This is a genomic window from Thalassotalea castellviae (genome assembly GCF_031846185.1).
Lineage (GTDB): Bacteria > Pseudomonadota > Gammaproteobacteria > Enterobacterales > Alteromonadaceae > Thalassotalea_H > Thalassotalea_H castellviae.
The window spans coordinates 83,004-103,080 of sequence record NZ_JAVRIF010000012.1 but is presented as its reverse complement, the minus strand read 5'-3'; the positions used below and the strand labels follow the sequence as shown (position 1 = coordinate 103,080).

Genomic DNA, 20,077 nt, shown 5'->3' with positions numbered 1-20,077 from the left:
ACTCAATTACACCGCCTTTAAATAGGTTTTAATTACAGTTGAGTAGCCCATGAAATTTTTACCATATATTTTATTTAGTATGTTAATCACTGGTTGTAGCACTAACGGCGTTAATCGCGACAATCAAAATTTAGTGATTCAAGAATATTACGCAGAAGTCAGTCATAGAAAAGAAGTACAGCTCGCTTCTGATGTTCCATCAGGTATAATTGGCGGCAGCATTATAGGTGCTCTTGATCAAGCGGATGGTAATAGTGATGATATTATCAGTGGTGCAATTGTCGGTGCGGTTTTTGGTGGCTTATTTACCCGTTTATCAGAAGGGGATAGTAAAGCCTATGAGTACCATTTGTATACGCCTGAATTAGGTGCATTTACGTTAATTCAAAAACAAAAAGTGGATATTTCATCCGGTTGCTTGCTGGTGAGCGTATCGAGTATTACTCAAGTGTATGAAGATAATATTGGGAAATGCTAATTATTTAGTGATTCATGAAAGAAATGAATCTTTAGGTAGTGCTTTTTTTCATACTTGTTAGCCGCACTAATTTGTTTTTTATATTTTGTCTTTTTTAAACAGTGGAAGTTAAATGTCTTATTTTTGTCATCGTATTATTGGTTTAATTCTGTTACTTGTATGCCATTTGGCCGTAGCTTCAATAGATCAACAAATCGGTTTTTTTCTAAAGAGTGAATTTAACGATGGCGATTATATTAATGGCATTGGTAGTGAGTATTGGTTAATAAATCCAAACTCATCAGTTGGCTTGGCAATTAACAGTTCACTTGGCAATGCAAAAGTGACAGATGATTTATCGATTGAACATCATTATTTAGCGTGGGATTTGGGGATAAAATTTGGTTACTTTGACGATATCTTTGTTTATGCGGAACTTGGTTTTGATTTTGGCGAAATGGTATTAAGTGATCGCGATAAAGATGAATATGATCATAATTTAACCTTTAGTGAATTTTTAACTTACCTTGCCACCGATGGTTATACTCAACATCATAGTTATGCTGACTATTATCAAGATTACGATAGTTCCAATGATATAGATGGCTATATTGGCTCAGGCGTGGGGGTTAAATTTGATCAGATTGTTGTTGAAGGTTTTGCTCGTTATCGGCAAATAGATGGTGAATATTGGCAAGCCGACAGTCAAGTTTATTCAGGAGTTAAAGTAACACTGTTATTTTAACTCATTAGTATCCTGATTTACCATGTTGGTATTGCTACGATTTTTTACCAATTTTAAATTGCCCATTGGACTTAAATTGAATTGCTTCTGCGCGTTTCTTGCCAATTAAAATGGTGCCATCATCGATAAATAAAAAATTTTTCCAGCAGTTTTTGAAAGTAAGCCAAGTTGTTTCAATCACTAGCTTTCGATTAATACAATAGTAAACAATGGTATTAGGATCCCATTGAATATTTTCTAAAATTGCATCAGGTAATGCTGCTTCATCGCTGTCCCAAATACCTTCCCATTTTCCTGATTCATGCCAATTCGCCTTATCAAAAGCCCAATCACCTTGTTTGAAAAAATCAGGATGATCAGCTTGTTTACTAATAAAACTATCCCATAAAACCATCGCTCTTTGCTCTGCCATTGGCTTGATTTTGTTTAATTCTTTACTGTCGATGGCTAAGCTTTTATGACGGAAAATCCAAGCGTATTTAAATTCATCTAAAGGGATATAGTTCATTAATTATTTTATTTAGTGGGAAACTTACGGGAATTATAACAGGGGAGAATGTGAACTTTAATACCTATTATTTGATAAGTACTAAACTGAGGTGTTTAGTACTTAAAGGGTCAAAATTGCATCAATGTCATCTGTTTACTTCAGTTTCAATCGATTCTTATTTTCAGCTAATACATGTTTGCCAATACCTTGTACTTTCAATAAATCTTCGATTGAAGCAAAAGGGCCATTGGTTTGACGATAACTGATTATCGCTTGCGCTTTTTTCATCCCTACGCCTTTCAACGTTACTAAGTCTTTTGGCTTAGCATTATTGATATCGATCACCAACAGGGTTTCAGCAGTTTGACTCGATTCTGCTGTTACCTCATTGTTAGCGATAGAGTGAAATGAAATGACGGTGAAAATAATGGCAATTAAATTAAATATTTGCTTATTCATGATTGATATCCTTATAAGTGAAGTTCCATTTGTTACTAGCTCCTAACGACAACATGAATCCGTATAAGTAACCTAATTAGGTTTAGACATGAATAAGCCTTTTGTCAAACTTAGCGTTTATTCGACAAGTAATAGGAGAAAAACGTCTCCTAAGGTTAAAACGTTGCAATAGTTTGGTTAGCTTCTCGAGGCAATATATGCTTGATAATCAGGAATCGACTTCTCATAGCTTGACGAAAATAACGGTGAAGTGATCAGTAAATCAGCAGTGGCACGATTACACGCGACAGGTATATTCCAAACTGCTGCTAATCTTAAAAGTGCTTTTACATCAGGATCATGAGGCTGAGCTTCTAAGGGATCCCAAAAGAAAATCATAATGTCGATTTTTTGTTCGGTTATCAATGCACCAATTTGTTGGTCGCCACCTAACGGACCACTAATTAACTTGTTTATGGCGAGATTAGTTTGTTTTTCAATATGTAAGCCAGTTGTACCAGTTGCATATAACGTATGAGGTTTAAGGGCATCTTGATATTTTTGACACCAATTAATTAGCTCAACTTTCATATTATCATGAGCAACTAAAGAAATTGATTTGATTGCAGGGGCATTAATGTCGATATAATTCATCACGAAGCTCTTTACCATGTCATTTGACAATAAGATTAACATGGCTTATAAAAATTATGCTAAGAGTTATATATAACTTATTGATATATTGCGACTCTTCAATTAAACAAGCGCATTATTATGGCAATATTTCAACATTTAACACGGTGTCAGATAATTAAGCTTTTATTCCTTACAAAGACTTGATAGCCTGCTATTAGTTTATCCAATGAGAGTAGCTTCATTTTGTCTTCATCAACGTCATTACCAACAATTAACACCGGATTTTCATTAAAATTAAATGACGATCAATCATTACCTTCGTCTGCTCGAATAGCCTTATTAGATAAACCGCTAGCTAAATTGAATAAAGGCCAAGTGTTAGTAAAAATGTTGGCTTCACCTGTGAATCCGTCAGATTTAGTTTATTTGTTAGGTAAATATGGTTTGGCGCCTAATAATGGTGCTTATGTTGGATTTGAAGGTTGCGGTATTGTTCTAGATGCGAATGCCGGTTTATATGGGAAATGGTTGATTGGTAAACGAGTTGCGGTGTCTGCTCAGCCTGGTATTGATGGTGTATGGGCAAAATATGCTATTACAAAAGCAAACTTTTGTTTGCCGGTACGTCCATCGTTATCTGACGAACAAGCGGCAACCATTATCGTTAATCCTTGTACCTCAGTATGTTTGGTTGACCGCGCTATTGCATTAAAAGCCAAAGCAATCGTCATTAACGCAGCGGCTAGTCAGGTAGGTAAGGGCGTGATCCGCTATGCGAAAATGCTTGGTATAAAAACTATTGCCACCGTGCGTAGTGAAAGTAATGTTGAGGTTCTGACCAAACTAGGTGCTGATTGTGTGTTATTAACCACCAATGATGATTTTTCAGAAAAGTTAAGGCTTGCTTGTAAAGAGTTTAAAGCTACGGTGTTGCTTGATTCTGTTGCCGCAGAAGATACACCTAATTTGTTAAAAGCTATGCCGAATAATGCTACGGCGATTGTTTATGGTCGTTTAACAGAAACGTTTGATCCGGTAGGTGGCTTATTTTCAGTAGCTGATGTGATTTTCAGAAATATCAAGATTGAAGGCTTTTGGTTAGCAAAATACATTGGAGATGCGAAACCATGGCAAGTGATTTCGTTAAGCCGAAAAGTACAAAAATTATTTGAACAAGGGATTTTCCAAACCGATATTTATGCCAGTGTAAATTTTGACGATTTTCCAGCAGCACTCGATTATTATGCAAAGCATAAAAGTGACGGAAAAGTGATTTTAAAGCCAAATGCTTAATCGTGTTCAACTTAAGGTAAGTAGATCTGTTAACCTCAAATAGAATCGCTTCTAGCTATTGAATGGTTAATGATTAGTGATAAATTACCGCAAGCAATTTCCTTGTTGCATGAACACTGACAACCAATGCCCACTTTACTTAACATAGAATTATTGGCGTATATAAGGGGAGCAATTATTGAAACAAAAAATAATGCACCACTGACCCACGCATAAAATCAACTGATTTTGATCAAACAAAGCTTAATAAACTGCGTTTATTTCAGCTATATTTTTAACACATAAAGTTTCACTACTGGAATTTCTAATTAATGACTCGTATTGCAATAGTATATTTTACTGAAAGTAATGTTACTGAGAAAATTGCTGAAGCGATTGTTTCTGGCATAAAACAAGAAGACGGAATAACTGTAATTTTACATAGAATTGCAGGACAAGAGATAATTGAAGGGCGTTTTGAAAACCCCGAATTATTTCAACAATTAAAGTCATGTGATGCAATTCTTTTTGGAAGTCCTACATATATGGGAAGTGTTTCTGCTCAATTTAAGGCTTTTGCTGATGCCTCAAGTGAATATTGGCAAGAGCAAGAATGGGCTGATAAAATTTCTGCTGGCTTTACCACGGGAACTGGGTTAAATGGTGATCAGTCAAGTACCTTACAATATATGTCAACCTTAGCAAGTCAGCATGGAATGTTATGGGTCAATATAGCTTCATCTTATGGTGTGGAAAATAATAAGCTAAACAGATTAGGTTGCCAATTGGGTGTCGTTTCTCAAGCGACTAAAGGCTCTGTTCATGAAGTTGATCTTGCAACAGCAAAACATTTAGGGCGTAGAGTGGCAAAACTCACACTTCGGTTAAATGAGTAACATCTTTAAAAATTAAAGTAGTACTGCTATTAGTTTAGTCGGTGTTACTTTGATATGAGGTTACAAAAAATAAAATACCTATATTGCTTGGTACATAAAGTTATACAAGTCACTCTATTTTGACTAAAAACAGTTGGCTAACTTTATTTCGTTCGTTATTTTAGTCAACAATTAACAGCACTAAACGAGGCGTTAAATTTATACTGAGTTGAATAATATGATATTTAAAAAACGATTTATTAATGCCGTAATAATATGCACCTTTGTTGCTATGGGTAGTAGTGGACAAGTAAAAATTAAGCGCACTGATATTGAAGATATTTCAAATTCTAGGGCCTTAATGTTAGACGTAGCTTTTACCGAAATAGTTAACAGGCACAAAATAAACACAGCGGGCGTTGCTTTGATTAAAAGTCGTCAGGTTGTTTGGCTGAATCATTATGGGTTTCAGTCTCCCGGTGTTCCTGCGTCTACCAATACATTATTTAACATTGCATCATTGACTAAAACGATAACCGCAGAAACAGTGCTTAAACTAGTTGCACAAGGCAAACTGTCGCTAGATGAATCAGTAGCTCCTTACTGGCTAGATCCAGATCTCAAGGACAACCTAAATGTTCATAATTTAACACCTAGAATGTTACTTTCTCATATGAGTGGATTTATGAATTGGCGTTATTTCGCTGATGATGGAAAATTAGATTTTATTCATAAGCCCGGTACATCCTTTGGCTATTCAGGAGAAGGATTTGAATATTTGGCAAAATATGCTGAAAACAAAATGGGGGTTTCGTTCGATCAACTCGTTCAAGCGACTATTTTTGATCCGTTAGGTATGGATAACGCCTCAATTATTGTAGATAAGAAACTTTTTAATCGAATCGCAAAACCCCTAGATAAAAAGGGAAACTTTTACGGGTATTACTGTCATCCTCAAGGGTACTGCAGCAAAGAAGGGAGTTATTCTGCTGCGGCAAATTTGGTTATTTCAGTAGCCGATTATGCGAAGTTTTTGATTTCTTCAATGAACGGCGATGGTTTACCTCCTAAACTCAATAATGATAGAAACACTATGCAAGGTATTCAATTTACACAACGCGAAATAGATTGCGGTGATACTAATGATATTCTGTGCCCGATTAAACTTGGCTATGGGTTAGGTTGGAGTATGTCTTTATTAGAAGATGATATGCTTATTGGTCATAGAGGAACTAACTGGACGGTAGTTTCTATTGCTTATTATTATCAAGGCAGTGGGGATGGGCTGATTATTTTCTTCAATGCACCAAATAAGGCTGGATTAGCAGCAATGATCGATGCGCTTGAGTTGCTAGACCCTGATTCACCTGAGATACACGGTTATAAACTTCGACTAGCTAGAAGTCACTAACACTCATTGGTTTTAATATTGCCAACTATTGCACTGAGTACGAGGATTAAATCATTAGGTGATATCTCAATTTCTAATCCTCTTTTTCCGCCACTGACAAATATTGTACTAAATTGTTGGCTAGACTTATCTATTACAGTCTTTAAACGTTTTTTTTGCCCTAAAGGACTTACACCACCTAACACATAACCGGTAGTGGTTTGAACACGTTTAGGATCAGCCATTGTTACTTTTTTGCATTTCAACGCTTTAGCGACATTTTTTAACGTTAATTGATTTTCAACGGGCACAATTGCTACTGCTAGCGATTTATTTTCCATTTCAACTACCAACGTTTTGAATATTTTTTTGGCATCAACAGCTAATTTTTCCGCCGCTTCAAGGCCATATGATGCTGCTGACTCATCATGATGATATTGATGTAACTGATAAGCTATTTTTAATTTGTCGAGTAATTTAACGGCAGGAGTCATTTTTTGTATTCGCTAGCCAACAGAACTGTGTAAGGCTATTTTATTTCCTTCGGTATCTTTTATTACTGCGCGAAAACCGTGTTCGCCCATTTGAAATTTTTCTTCGATTATCTTTACATTAAAACGTTTGGCAACTTCTACTGCTTGGGCAATTCGTCCCTCAACATTGAAGTAAATCAATGGACCAAATTCATTAATATGCTCCACTGGTGATTCGATTAAACAGCCAGAAACACTAGTATCGGCATGGGGTAGTAAACCAAAGTTAAACTCGTTATATGTTTGTTTTATTACTTCTCCAGCTAACAAGGCTGAATAGAAGTCAATAGCGCGATCTAAATTTGTAACAGGGATGTCAACCCAAACAATTTGATTGTTCATTGTTCATCTCATTTATATTGCCATTCAATTAGTTAACTTAATATGCGAGTTATTTAGCTATTTTGCAAATAGGATATGTATCTTAAGTAAAGTAAGATAGAATTTCACCCATAATAACTCGTCTTTTTAAAGTTTAATTTTTCATGGCATTTCGTATTTTACATACTTCTGATTGGCACCTTGGCCAATATTTTTATGGAAAGAGTCGCGCTCAAGAGCATCAGCAATTTTTAACATGGATATTAGCGCAAGTTAGTCAGCATCAAATACATGCGGTTATTGTAGCAGGTGATATCTTTGATACGGGAACTCCACCGAGTTATGCACGTGAAATGTATTTTGATTTTATTGTCAACATTCATCAGCTTAACTGCCAATTAATTATTTTGGCCGGTAATCATGACTCTGTCGCCATGTTAAGTGAATCTAAAGCTGTGTTATCCGCGTTGTCGTGTCGGGTGATCACCACAGCATCTGAAAATATCAATGAGCAATTAATTGAAATAAAAGATAGCAATGACAATTTACAAGCTGTTATTTGTGCCATTCCTTTTATTCGTCCTCGTGATGTTTTATTAAGCCAAGCGGGTCAATCATCGCAAGAAAAGCAACAAGCTTTACAGCAAGCGATCACAGCACATTACCAACAGTTATATCAGCAAGCGAAAATCATCACAAAAGGAGAAGCACCAATTATCGCAACTGGGCATTTAACCGCCGTTGGAGTCACTAGCTCTGATTCAGTGCGAGATATTTATATTGGCACTCTTGAAGCTTTCCCTACAAGCGCTTTTCCTGAAGCAGATTACATTGCATTAGGTCACATACATCGAAGCCAAAAGGTTGGTAAAACAGAGCATATTCGTTATTGCGGCTCGCCTATTCCACTAAGTTTTGATGAAGTCTCTCAAGATAAACAAGTGTTGTTAGTTGAATTTAATCAAAAGGCACTATCGACTGTGAAACCACTGGTTATTCCGCGATTTCAAGCGATGGCGATGATAAAAACTAACCTAGACGATTTAGAACAAGCGGTGAAATCATTGCTTGAAACTATTGATAACGGTGAAAGCGACTCAAGCCAAGCTGATAGTAATGAAGGGGCTAAGCTTGCAATTTCCAACGGTGAAAATGTCTGGTTAGATATTGAAATTGAAAGTGCTGATTATTTGGCTGATTTAAGTCATAAAATTGAACAAATCACACAAGCATATCCGGTTGATGTGTTATTAACCCGCCGAACCAAGAAAGCACGGAAATCGATGATCACTAGCGAAGCAAAAGTGACTTTGGACGAGTTAAAAGTAGCCGATGTTTTTCAAACTCGTCTTGCAGAAGAAACATGGTTATCTGATGAAGAAATAGCCAGAAAACAACGTGTAAACGAACTGTTTTTAACAACCGTCTCGCAAGTAGAATCAGAGCGGAAACAGCAAGAAATACTTGATGGATCAGAACGTGTTGCGCTAAAACCAGCCAAAGATGGTGAAGTATCGTGAAAATTTTATCGTTACGTTTTGAGAATATAAATTCTTTAAAAGGTGCATGGAAAATTGACTTTAACCAATCGCCCTTTAACGCCAATACCTTATTTGCTATTACCGGTCCAACTGGGGCTGGCAAAACCACCATTTTAGATGCCCTATGCCTGGCGCTTTATCATCAAACTCCAAGGATCAAAGTGTCTGATAGTCAAAATCAATTGATGACAAGGCAAACTCCATACTGCTTAGCGGAAGTTGAATTTGAAATTAAAGGTCGTGCATATCGCGCGTTTTGGAGCCAAAGGCGAGCAAAAAACAGTATTGATGGCAACTTACAAAAACCGTTAGCTGAATTAGCATTATTTGATGAAAAAGGGGATAACTGGAAAATTATTGCCAGTAAAGTGTCAGATGTACGCCAAGAAATTGCCCAAATTTCTGGGCTTGATTTTAACCGTTTTACCAAGTCAATGATGCTGTCGCAGGGACAATTTGCTGCTTTTTTAAATGCGCATGATAAAGACCGAGCCGAACTGTTAGAGCAACTTACCGGTACCGAAATATATAGTTTGATTTCACAACAAGTATATGAAAACCATAAACAAGCCAATGAAGAGTTAAAAAGGTTACAAAGTCAAAGTCAAGACATTGAATTGTTAGATAAAATACAACTTGATGAACTCACGAAACAATTGCAGGACCTATCGTTACAAGACAAAACCTTAACTCAACAGCAACAACAATGGTTATTGGCAAAACAACTTCATCAACAACGGACTGAACAACAATCTTTATTAGACTCAGCACAGGCATTACTTGTGCAAACGCAACAGCAAGAAGAAGCCAGTAAAACGGAGTTAGCTAAACTGACTTTAGCCGAGCCTGCTGCACTTATAAAAGATGATTATCAAGCTTATTATCGTCAAAAAGAGCTTCATGATAATTTAAGGTCTACTGCGAGCCACTTAGAAAACGCATTAAAACAAAGTACGGAAGAAAAATCTGCCAAAGAGCAACAATTATCAAGGTTATTCAGTCAACAAGAGCAACAAGCGCAAACACAACAAGAAACAGAAGATTTACTGGTTAATCAAGTCATTCCGCTTGAAAGTGAAATGAATCATCAAGCAGAACAATTAAAACAATTAAAACAAAAAGAGCAACAAGCATTAGAGGAAGAAGTTAACGGCGAAAAAACACTTCAACAATTAACCGCTGAATGTCATGAAGTAAAAAACAAACTTAGCTTGTTAAATGAGCAATCGGTTGCTCATCCACACCGACATTTATTGAGTGAAAATTTACCTTTGTGGCAACATCAATTTCAACAATTAGTGCAAGAACAACAAGAGATAAAACAGCTTTTAAACGAGCAAAATCAATTAAATGCAGATAATGAAGACAAAGAGTCAAATAAAAAAACGCTGACAAATTCGATTGTTAATCATCAAAACATTATCTCGACAAAGAAAGAGCAATTATCGGTTTTAGAAAATGACAAAATTAATTTATTGTCATCGCTTAAGTGTCAATCAGAACAAGATTGTCAGGAATATATTCAGCACTTACAAAGTGTACATGCAAATTTTTCTATTGCGATCACTCACGCCCAACGCTATCAAACAATTAAAACCGAGCTGGCTAAACTACAGGCCAACATTGCTGATATTGAACAGCGCATGCAAGTAAATCACCAAGCAACTGAAGAACTTAGAGCAGAATATCGTCAAGTTAAGCGTCAACGAGATGATGTATTTGTGATTGTTGAGCAACAAAAAACCATATTATCCTTGACGGCACATCGTGAACAACTTCAACCTGATGAGGCTTGCCCATTGTGTGGCTCGCAAGAACACCCCTTAATCGAACAATATCAAAAGGTTAATCACAGTGAAAATCACCATCAACAACGATTGACAGAATTGGAAGCAAATCTTGAGCAATTAAAACAACAAGGTGATAAAGCCAATAGTGAACAAGAAAAATTCAGCTACGAGAAACACTCATTAACACAAACTCATCAGCAATACCTAACTGAACAACAAGGGGTACATGACGAATGGCAAAAAGTAATGACACTCTTACCGGTCGAAGTCGATATTGCTGAATTAGATGTGATTAACCAATTTACGAAACAACAGTCAAAACAGTTAGAACTTAGCCAAAACGATGTTAAGCAAGTGTATGAATTATCGCAAAATATTAAAAACCTGACCGCAGAATTAAATGTAGATGAAAAACAGTTTGCCACACTTCAACATCAGATAAATATTATCGATAATCAACTGGCGAATAACTTCACAATACTACAACGAAATAAAGAAGTTTTCAGCGCTAAGAAGGAAAGCTTGCTCACAGAGTACCAGCTCTTTAGTCAGTCGCTAAAGCAATATTTTTCTGAAGATAATATTGATTTCATCCAAGCTAATTCGTCGATTGACAGAACTGCACCTGAAGTCTTGTTAGATATTGATAGGTTTCAGCATTGGTTCGATAACCAAAATCAGCAATTAGCGCAATATAAACACAATATTGAACAACAGACGATTTTGACTGAAAATTTAACCAAACTAGAACAAGCATTTGCGATAGCAGAATCAAACCTGAATGGCTTAACTCAGCACTTAAAAAGTATTCGTGAAGACATTGACGCTATCACAAATAAAAAGGCAGCCTTAAAAGAACAACGAGTTAGCTTAGTTGGTGAAAAAGGGATTAATGAAATTAGGGACGAATTATCTGCTGCTAAAATAAAGATCCAACAGCAAATAGTCGAAATACAAGATGTTTTTGAGAAAATTAAAGAAAAACATCAGGTACTTACAGGGAAAATAGGGAGCAATCAGCAACAGTTGCTAGAAAGTGAAAAACACTTAGCTTCTCTCGAAAAACAATGGCAAGACGTACTAACAGCGAGTACTTTTAGCGATGAACCGTCGTTTGTTAATGCTTTATTACCAAGTGATGAAAAGCAACAATTAACGAGTTTAGCTCAAAAGTTAAAAGAGCAATCGCAACAAGCTAATACCCTTATTAATCAACATAATCAACAATTAACGCAGATTAATCGTGAAATTAAAACCCTTGAAGAAACCAATGTTACGCCTTTTGAATTAACTGTGATTGAAGAAAAATTGGCGACACTGGCCGAGCAATTAAAACAAGGTCAAGTAAAACAAGGACAGTTAAATCAGCAATTAACGAATGACGAAAAACTCCGCTGCAAGCAAAGTGAAATTATCGATAAAATCGCTAAGCAGCAAATAGATGTTGATGATCTTTCATATTTAAATGGTTTAATTGGCTCTGCTTCTGGTGATAAATTTAGACGTTTTGCCCAAGGCTTAACCTTAGAGCATTTAGTACATTTGGCTAATGTCCAGTTGTCACGCTTACATGCTCGCTATCAATTACAGTGTCAAAATAAAGAAAATTTAGCTTTAGAAGTGATTGATACTTGGCAAGCAGATCATATACGCGATACCAAAACGTTATCTGGCGGTGAAAGCTTTTTAGTGAGTTTAGCGCTTGCTTTAGCGCTTTCGGATCTGGCAAGTGCTAAAACGAGTATAGATTCATTATTTTTAGATGAAGGGTTTGGCACGCTCGATAATGACACGTTAGAAATTGCGTTAGATGCGTTAGATAACTTAAACGCAAACGGCAAAATGATAGGTGTGATAAGCCACGTTGAGACGCTTAAAGAGCGCATAGGTGTACAGATTAAGGTTCATAAAAAGAGTGGTTTAGGTTTCAGTGAGTTGGACAAACAATATGCTTTTATATCCGGCTCTAAAGAATAAAAATGTAAATTATCGTGCGGAGATTATATAAGGAAATAACTTGAATATTGGTATTTATATTTATGAAAATGCGGAAGTTTTAGATTTTTCAGGACCGTTTGAAGTCTTTTCTACGGCTAATCGTTTTTTACCAAATGAGAATCACGTTTTTTTCATTGGCCAAACATCACAAACAATAAGCGCGCGAGGCGGTTTTAACATTGTTCCGCATTTTACTTTTGCTGATCATCCAAAGCTTGATTTACTTATTGTCGTGGGCGGAATTCATGATCAAGAAATTAAGAAAACAGCAGTAATTGAATGGCTTTCACATCAAAATGAAAGCGTAAAATATATCGCATCTGTTTGTACGGGGGCTTTTTTATTGGCTGAAGCCGGCGTTTTAAAAGGGTTAGAAGTGACCACTCATTGGGAAGATATTGATACTCTAGCCAAGCGTTACCCCGAGGTAACTGTAATGCCTAATGTGCGTTGGGTTGAACAAGGAAGAGTGTTCACTTCTGGCGGAATTTCTGCAGGCATAGATATGAGCTTATATTTAGTTGAAAAGCTTTTTAGTCATAATATCGCATTAAAAACGGCGAAGCAGATGGAGTTTCGTTGGCAAGCAAAGGCTTACTGATAAATTTATTATTAACCCTTCATTTTTAGAGGAAGTCTCTTGGAAACTTGGATTTATTTCACTTTATTAGCGGCATTTATGCAAGCGGTGAGAACCGCGGGACAAAAACAGTTGTCAGGCCATTTAAATGCTATGGCGACGACAGCTGTACGTTATGTCTATGCCTTACCTTTTGCTGCGCTTTATTTATTTTGGCTGTTACAGCATCGTGAAATAGCATTGCCAACTTTTAATCATTCATTTATTGAATATGCAATGATAGCCAGTGTTATGCAAATTATTGGTACCGCATGTTTGGTTGCTGCATTTAAATATCGAAATTTTGCTGTAGCAACTAGTTTAGCAAAAACAGAAGCGATACAAGTGGCCATTGTTGGAGCATTAGTGTTTTCTACCGCATTAAGCTTACTAGGTTGGCTATCTGTGATTGTCGGGGTTATTGGCGTGTTAGTCGTCTCAAAGGTAAAATTTACTTATGCGGATGTTTTTCAAAACCCTGGGGCTGGCTTTGGTTTAGCATCAGGACTCGCTTTAGCCGTAACAACATTATTAATTCGTGAAGCGAGTTTAGCGCTTAATACAGATTTAATGGTCAGTGCCGCAGTCACGTTAGTTTTTATGATCACAGTTCAGTCAATTATCTCTATGGTATACGTATATTTTCAAGATAAAAATCAAATCTTTACTATGTTAACAAAGTGGCGATTATGTTTATTTGTTGGCATAACAAGCGTTATCGGTTCAATAGGGTGGTTCACTGGCGCGAGTTATCAAAATGCGGCTTATGTTAAAGCGCTTGGGCAAGTAGAGTTCTTTATTACTTTATTTTTAACCTACCGAATATTTAAAGAAAAAATCACTAAAATGGAATACCTAGGTATGTTTTTAATTATTGCCAGTGTCGCCATATTATTACTTTGGGCATAAAAGTCAGGTTACATTGATTTTATATAGAGGCTTTAACTGCTTTTTGATAAACTCGCGTAAAATTTTAAGCTGCATATTATTTGTGGCACTTTATTTCTTGGAATCAATATGAAAATTACCGATAAAACGGTTGTTCAGTTTCACTACACCTTAAAAGATGAAGCAGGGAAAGAGTTAGAATCTTCTTTAAGCTCAGATCCATTAGCCTACCTTCATGGTTACAATAATATGCTTGTTGGTGTCGAAAACGCCCTTGCAGATAAACAAGCCGGTGATAAATTTTCTGTCACCCTGCAACCAGAAGATGCCTACGGTGAACGAAAAGAAGACATGGTTCAGCGTGTACCTGTTAAGCATTTACTCGGTTTACCTAGTAAAAATGCTAAGTGGAAAGCGGGGATGACTGCTGTTGTTGAAACAGAACAAGGCCAACGTCAAGTTACGGTAATTAAAGCAGGCCGTTTTATGGTGACTGTTGATATTAATCCACCGTTGGCTGGCAAAGTATTAACTTTTGATCTTGAAGTGGTTGATGTTCGTGAAGCGACAAGTGAAGAAATTGAACACGGTCATGCTCACGGTGTTGGTGGCCATCACCACTAGATTATTCGTAACCGATAGTCTGCTTGGTTAAGTTTTCTTAAATAAACTCACTTTATTGCTGATAGAGTGAGTTTTTTTCATCTGTTTTATCTTTCATGAAAGCACCGAGCTTTATCTCAAGAAAACTGAGGTTAGTCTCATTTTGTTTTCCTAAATCCGATATTCCTTGCTATGGTTTAAGTTACAAAAACTCGCAATATTTAATAATAACAAGATTAAAGGACGAACAATGAAAGTATTATCGTTACTCTCAATTGCACTAACATCTATCTTATCTACTACAGTACTAGCCGACACTCAGGTTATACATGCCGGTGAATTATTAGCGGTACCAGGTAAAGCCCCTTTAAAAAAACAAACCGTTGTAATTGTGGATGGCAAAATTAAAGCGGTTAAAAAAGGCTTTGTCTCTGCAAAATCAATTGATAAAGATGCCACGCTTGTTGATTTATCAAAAAGTTTTGTTATGCCTGGTATGATGGATATGCATGTCCATTTACAAGGGGAATTAGGACCAAATAATGACAGTGAAGCATTAAAAATGTCATCACAGTTGATGCAAATGCGTTCGCATATGTTTGCTATGCGTACATTAAACGCAGGCTTTACCACCGTTAGAGATGTAGGCTCAAGTTCGCAAGAAATGTATGCTATGCGAGATGCTATAGATAGAGGTTGGATGCAAGGACCAACAATCATTGCCGCCGGTGGGGTTGGAATTACTGGCGGTCATGCTGATGTCAGTGGTGTCAGCCCTGAACTAATGGAATTTCATGATGAAAGCAATAAAACCGTTTGTAATGGTCCTTATGATTGTCGTCGTGCGGCGCGTCATGCCATTAAATATGGCGCTAACTTAATAAAAATCACATCAACTGGCGGCGTATTAACCGATCGCGCTACCGGCACCGGCCAACAGATGGAAATGGACGAATTGAAAGAAGTTGTTTTAGCTGCCAAACGTATGGGGGCGAAAGTAGCAAGCCATGCACATCAAGAAGATGGTATTATTGCCGCATTAGAAGCCGGCGTTGCTAGCATTGAACATGGTACTTATGCTGGTAAAAAATCATATAAATTATTTAAAAAGTCAGGTGCTTATTTAGTGCCAACCTTACTTGCCGGTGAAACGGTGTTACAGATGGCAAAAAATACCGATGTGTTATCTGACTCTCAAAAAGCAAAAGCGATCAAAGTGGGAACCGACATGAAAGGTAACTTCGCTAAAGCTTATAAAGCGGGGGTTAAAATTGCTTTCGGTACCGACAGTGGCGTCTCTAAACATGGCATTAACGCGCAAGAAGCTGTTTTGATGTATAAAGCCGGTATGCCTGCCGCTCAAGTGATCAAATCTGCCACAGTTAATGCTGCGGATTTAATTGACAAGTCTGCGAGTCTAGGGACGATTGAAGCCGGTAAAATTGCTGATATTATTGCGATGCATGCTAGTCCATTAACTGATATTAATGAGCTTTTAGATGTGGATTTTGTGATGAAATCTGGTGAAGTTATCAAGTCTAAGTAAACTTTCGTTAATTAATGACGACTGGTGAGTGTTATTTTACCAGTCGTTTATCATCAATAGAATGTTAGAACGCGCTGTTATTGAAGGTAAATCGCCACAACACTGATCACTTACTCACTGTGATACTTAATTTATTTTTCAGCGAAAATATTCCTGTCGTTAACGCGACACCAAATAAAATTAAACTACAGCCAAATAACATCATCATGCTGATGTTTTCTTGTAAGAAAATCCATCCCCATAACAAACCAAACGTTGGAATTAAATAAGTCACAGAGATAGCTTTTGTTGGGCCCAACGCTGAAATCAATCGAAAGAAAATTATATAGGCAAAACCCGTGCAGACAATGCCTAATACAACGACCGCATTTATTGCAGCGATACTGGGCATCGTATCAGGGATAAAGAATAAACTGATCGGGACTAACACTAAACTTGCTGATATTTGACTGCCGGTAGCTAAAACTAAAGGTTTAACCTTTGATAGATATTTTTTAGTGAAATTGGCGGAAATACCATAAAATAATGACGCTAACATTACCGCAAACACCGGTAAAATTACCTCTGAGTTAGGCATATTTAATTTTTCGAACATTAAAAAATATACGCCAATAAAACCAATGAGCAATCCTAAAATGGTACTGTTATTAAAGGTGTCTTTTAACCAAATTACAGCAACGATAGCCCCGAACATCGGGGTTGTTGCATTTAGTACAGAAGTACTTCCGGCACTTAAAGTTAAGGTTGCCCAGCCAAATAACGAAAACGGAATAGCTGTGTTTAACAAACCAACGATAAAAATCGCGGTTTTTTGTTGAAATAATAAACGGATTTGTTTTTTATATGCTAATAACGACACTAACAATAAACTTGCTACGAAGGTTCTCATGGCCATAAAGAGAATCGGGCCAAATTCAGGGCCACCGATTTTCATAAATAGAAATGAAGCTCCCCAAATGGCTGCTAGCAAAGGTAATTCAATTGTTGGACGTATAATCATGTATCTGCCTGAACACAAGTTTAAGGACTGTTATTGTTTTACTTTAGTCATTGATAGTATTGGTTTTTTATCAAAAAAGGTAATAGTGCTGCGTACCTGTTAAAATCAACGAAGCCTAGTGTATCTCGAAAACTTCAATGGTACTGGCGGAGATCAGACGCCACTTTATATTAAAGCGATAAAGTCGTATGCCGTACACTTTATCATCAAAATTAGTCTTATCGATTAGACTCGCTTCATGAAGAGTCGATGAGTTATTTTGCTTATATGCGGGCCTAGGATCTTGTGCTAAAACCTGTTCAATTAAAGTTTGTAAATTGGGGAATTCTACTTGGACAGAATCTAATGTGTTCCTTGCTTTTTGAGCAAAACTTACATGTTTACTGTTGCTAGGTTGCTCTTGAGCGAAGCCTGCTTTCGCATCTGGTATAGCATCCGAATAGGGAATATAAGGTTTTATATCGACTATAGGGGTTTGGTCGAGCAGGTCTAAACCGGAAATATGCAATTCAACTTGTTTGTTGATATAAGTTATTTTTTCCAAACGTACCACGGACATGCCAATTGGGTTTGGTCTAAAAGTAGAGCGAGTGGAAAAAACACCTGTTTTTTTATTGCCCCCTAAACGAGGAGGCCTCACTAAAGGTTTCCATCCTTGTTGATGAGTGGCATGAAAAACAAAAATGAGCCAAATATGACTAAATTGTGCTAAATCTCTGACTAAATCGATATTATTTGCCTTGTTAAGTAAAACTACTTTTCCTGTGGCAGCAGTGACTATTCCAGGTTGTCGAGGGATGGCAAACTTTTCTTTATAAGGGGAAAATACCCGTGCAATAATCTCGACATTAATATTGGTATTTTGATTTAACGTTTGTTCACTTTCTCGGTTGTTTTAATCGTATTATTCATTGCTGTTTACGCTTAACAGGTACGCTCGTCCATAACAAACAGTGGTAGCTAAACACTTTTTATCTGCTTCATTTTTTTCTATCAAAGCACAGCCTGAAAAAATAATGGCATTGGCGCCCAAGTCGTACGCTTTTCTACGAGCATTTGTTCTGGCATTGATTTCATCAGGTGCTTGATGATGGGCTTTTTCTTGGCAATCATCGCCTTCTACAGCTCCTAAATATTGATATTTAGGAGCAGCTTGGGAACTTTCTGTATTTTTATTCTTGAGCATGCTTTGTTCATTTTGATAAATTGTCACAGCTGCAGGGCTATAATAATCTTTAAAATTAAGGTTATCTAAATTGGTTTGTACCTGATAACGTGATGAACATGCGGTAATGAAACATAAGATCAAAAAGCTATTTAATGGTTTTATTCGTGTGGTTTTATTCATAATCGCTCAGGAAAGATAATTAGTATACTACTGTGGTATCACCTTATTCTAAGTTAATTCTTTTTGAAAGTATTTAGTCGATTGTCGCTTTGAACTAAAATGTTTAGTTGTAATAAAGCAGGTTTATTTAAAATTAAGCTGATTATAAAACGATGATCTGATCAATCTGGAAAGCCATAACCAGTCCATAGCAAAACAAAAACTTTACATGGTAAATTTTCGATTTTTACGTTAAAAAGAAAGAAATATTCTCAAAAAAGCTAAATTGCAACTGCTGGTTGACAAATTTACAAGTTGGCTTGCTAGTCTGCAACCCTCTGTATTCCTATGATTGCAACTCAAAAATAAAGAAAGGAATGTTAATAATGATTTTAGCCGAAAAAATTATCAAACTAAGAAAACAATTGAGTTGGTCGCAAGAAGAGCTTGCTGAGAAGATGGATGTGTCCAGACAATCAGTGTCTAAATGGGAAAGTACAAATAGTATTCCTGATTTAAATAAAGTGATTAAGTTAGCCGAAATTTTTGATGTGTCGACTGATTATTTATTAAAAGATGACATCGAAATACCGGATCTTCAAAGTGATGGAAAAGAACCGGGTAGTGTTCAGATTAATTTAGAACAAGCTTTACATTATGTAGAAACGAAGCGACTTGTGTCGTCTTTAATCACGAAAGGCGTGGTGTTTTGTATAAGCTCGGTGATCCCATTATTTTTCTTTTTGGCTATGGCCCAAACAGGACGATTAAATATGACTGGTAATGTTGCTGCTGTGGCAGGCATTGTCAGTATATTACTGATGGTGTCTGTTGCCGTTAGTTATTTTATAAAAACGAACCAGTATCAAGCTGAAATAGATTCCATAGAAAATGAGCCTTTTGAATTGTCTTATGGTGTTCATAGTGTTTTTCAAGAAAAACTAAAGGATTTTCAGAATATTTATCATTTTCGTTTATCTCTAGGGATTTTTATGTTCATCATTAGTTTTGTGCCTTTATTAGTGGCTAGTATGTTTATGCAAGGTGAAGGATTAACCTTAATGATGTTGATTGTGTTGTTTATAATTATTGCTATTGGTATTTGTATTGTGTCGCCTGTATCTGCAAAATTTGATGCTTACAACAATATTTTAAAAGACAATGTTAAAGAAACGGAAAAATCAAAAAGAGCAAAACGTGCCGAAAAGCTTGCGGCATTTTATTGGCCATTATTAGTTGCCATCTTTCTAGGTTGGAGTTTGTGGACAATGGATTGGGGTGTCACTTGGATAATATGGCCGGTTGGTGCGGTATTATTTGCGGCATTAATTGGATTAATGGAATTATTTGAGAAAAATGAAACTTAACTAAAACCATACTGAACTTTAATCTAAGCTAAAAACTAAAATCAAGCCTGCACGATTGCTTATGGGGTAAATACCTATAAATGGTAAAGGCTTGTATATTTTTAAAGCTAATTTACCAAATACTGTTTTCGAGTTAAGTTATTTGGTGATTAAAATTTCTTATCCAGTTCAATATTGTTACGTACTTGAGTAGACACGTAAGTTAAACGCAATAGTCATTACCACTATTACAACGATTATG

Annotated in this window: 20 protein-coding genes; 12 read left to right on the top strand and 8 right to left on the bottom strand. The window is 36.4% G+C overall.

The features are described from left to right. Positions 1-49 precede the first annotated feature (49 nt). Positions 50-478, top strand: coding sequence for a hypothetical protein (locus tag RM573_RS16730; RefSeq protein WP_311584707.1), 429 nt, complete (start codon positions 50-52; stop codon positions 476-478). Between the two features lie 112 nt (positions 479-590). Next, on the top strand, positions 591-1,202 hold the full coding sequence (locus RM573_RS16725; RefSeq protein ID WP_311584704.1) for a hypothetical protein: 612 nt from the start codon (positions 591-593) through the stop codon (positions 1,200-1,202). 34 nt (positions 1,203-1,236) lie between these two features. Here the strand turns inward: RM573_RS16725 and RM573_RS16720 are convergent, their stop codons facing one another. The 3 genes from RM573_RS16720 to RM573_RS16710 all read right to left on the bottom strand — a co-directional run bounded on the left by RM573_RS16720 (position 1,237) and on the right by RM573_RS16710 (position 2,784). Next, positions 1,237-1,710 carry a DUF2947 family protein gene (locus RM573_RS16720; protein ID WP_311584700.1) on the bottom strand — a complete coding sequence of 158 codons (474 nt, stop codon included), beginning with the start codon at positions 1,708-1,710 and terminating at the stop codon, positions 1,237-1,239. A 135-nt stretch (positions 1,711-1,845) separates the two neighbouring features. Then, complete coding sequence (locus RM573_RS16715; RefSeq protein ID WP_311584697.1) at positions 1,846-2,151, bottom strand: ComEA family DNA-binding protein; 306 nt, start codon at positions 2,149-2,151, stop codon at positions 1,846-1,848. A gap of 177 nt (positions 2,152-2,328) precedes the next feature. Next, positions 2,329-2,784, bottom strand: coding sequence for a methylglyoxal synthase (locus tag RM573_RS16710; RefSeq protein WP_311584730.1), 456 nt, complete (start codon positions 2,782-2,784; stop codon positions 2,329-2,331). A gap of 225 nt (positions 2,785-3,009) precedes the next feature. Here RM573_RS16710 and RM573_RS16705 point away from each other — a divergent pair, with 225 nt between their 5' ends. From RM573_RS16705 to RM573_RS16695, 3 genes are all read left to right on the top strand, one after another. Next, positions 3,010-4,059, top strand: coding sequence for a zinc-binding dehydrogenase (locus RM573_RS16705; RefSeq protein ID WP_311584695.1), 1,050 nt, complete (start codon positions 3,010-3,012; stop codon positions 4,057-4,059). A 311-nt stretch (positions 4,060-4,370) separates the two neighbouring features. Next, entirely contained in the window at positions 4,371-4,934 is a 564-nt protein-coding gene (locus RM573_RS16700) for a flavodoxin family protein (protein ID WP_311584693.1), read from the top strand. Positions 4,935-5,151: 217 nt separating this feature from the next. Further along, the gene (locus RM573_RS16695) at positions 5,152-6,324 is read left to right on the top strand and encodes a serine hydrolase domain-containing protein (protein ID WP_311584691.1); all 1,173 of its coding nucleotides are present in this window, start codon (positions 5,152-5,154) and stop codon (positions 6,322-6,324) included. On the opposite strand, the gene ybaK is transcribed toward RM573_RS16695, so the two are convergent. Both ybaK and RM573_RS16685 read right to left on the bottom strand, forming a co-directional pair. After that, positions 6,321-6,797: a Cys-tRNA(Pro) deacylase gene (gene ybaK / locus RM573_RS16690; protein ID WP_311584688.1), complete on the bottom strand. Its 477-nt coding sequence runs from the start codon at positions 6,795-6,797 to the stop codon at positions 6,321-6,323. The two genes, RM573_RS16695 and ybaK, sit on opposite strands and share 4 nt — an antisense overlap. Before the next feature lie 12 nt (positions 6,798-6,809). Next, positions 6,810-7,178, bottom strand: a complete 369-nt coding sequence (locus RM573_RS16685; RefSeq protein ID WP_311584685.1) for a VOC family protein — start codon at positions 7,176-7,178, stop codon at positions 6,810-6,812. A gap of 143 nt (positions 7,179-7,321) precedes the next feature. Between RM573_RS16685 and sbcD the strand changes: the two genes are divergently transcribed. From sbcD to RM573_RS16655, 6 genes are all read left to right on the top strand, one after another. Continuing rightward, entirely contained in the window at positions 7,322-8,677 is a 1,356-nt protein-coding gene (sbcD, locus tag RM573_RS16680; protein WP_311584681.1) for an exonuclease subunit SbcD, read from the top strand. Further along, positions 8,674-12,465 (top strand): AAA family ATPase, encoded by a 3,792-nt coding sequence (locus tag RM573_RS16675; protein ID WP_311584679.1) that lies wholly within the window; start codon positions 8,674-8,676, stop codon positions 12,463-12,465. The genes sbcD and RM573_RS16675 overlap by 4 nt, the downstream gene beginning before the upstream one ends. 40 nt (positions 12,466-12,505) lie before the next feature. Further along, positions 12,506-13,087, top strand: a complete 582-nt coding sequence (locus RM573_RS16670; RefSeq protein WP_311584677.1) for a DJ-1/PfpI family protein — start codon at positions 12,506-12,508, stop codon at positions 13,085-13,087. 39 nt (positions 13,088-13,126) lie between these two features. Further along, entirely contained in the window at positions 13,127-14,014 is an 888-nt protein-coding gene (locus RM573_RS16665; protein WP_311584674.1) for an EamA family transporter, read from the top strand. 108 nt (positions 14,015-14,122) lie between these two features. Next, on the top strand, positions 14,123-14,617 hold the full coding sequence (locus tag RM573_RS16660) for an FKBP-type peptidyl-prolyl cis-trans isomerase (protein ID WP_311584672.1): 495 nt from the start codon (positions 14,123-14,125) through the stop codon (positions 14,615-14,617). Positions 14,618-14,846: 229 nt separating this feature from the next. Next, positions 14,847-16,142, top strand: a complete 1,296-nt coding sequence (locus tag RM573_RS16655) for an amidohydrolase family protein (RefSeq protein ID WP_311584669.1) — start codon at positions 14,847-14,849, stop codon at positions 16,140-16,142. 106 nt (positions 16,143-16,248) lie between these two features. On the opposite strand, the gene RM573_RS16650 is transcribed toward RM573_RS16655, so the two are convergent. The 3 genes from RM573_RS16650 to rcsF form a co-directional block, all read right to left on the bottom strand. Then, a complete protein-coding gene (locus RM573_RS16650; RefSeq protein ID WP_311584666.1) occupies positions 16,249-17,142 on the bottom strand; it encodes a DMT family transporter in 894 nt (297 codons plus the stop codon). 115 nt (positions 17,143-17,257) lie between these two features. Next, positions 17,258-17,983 carry a tRNA (N6-threonylcarbamoyladenosine(37)-N6)-methyltransferase TrmO gene (gene tsaA / locus RM573_RS16645; protein WP_311584727.1) on the bottom strand — a complete coding sequence of 242 codons (726 nt, stop codon included), beginning with the start codon at positions 17,981-17,983 and terminating at the stop codon, positions 17,258-17,260. Positions 17,984-18,046: 63 nt separating this feature from the next. Next, positions 18,047-18,490 carry an Rcs stress response system protein RcsF gene (rcsF, locus tag RM573_RS16640; protein ID WP_311584664.1) on the bottom strand — a complete coding sequence of 148 codons (444 nt, stop codon included), beginning with the start codon at positions 18,488-18,490 and terminating at the stop codon, positions 18,047-18,049. 365 nt (positions 18,491-18,855) lie between these two features. On the opposite strand from rcsF, the gene RM573_RS16635 reads away from it, so the two are divergent. Next, positions 18,856-19,836 (top strand): helix-turn-helix domain-containing protein, encoded by a 981-nt coding sequence (locus RM573_RS16635; protein WP_311584662.1) that lies wholly within the window; start codon positions 18,856-18,858, stop codon positions 19,834-19,836. Positions 19,837-20,077 lie beyond the last annotated feature (241 nt).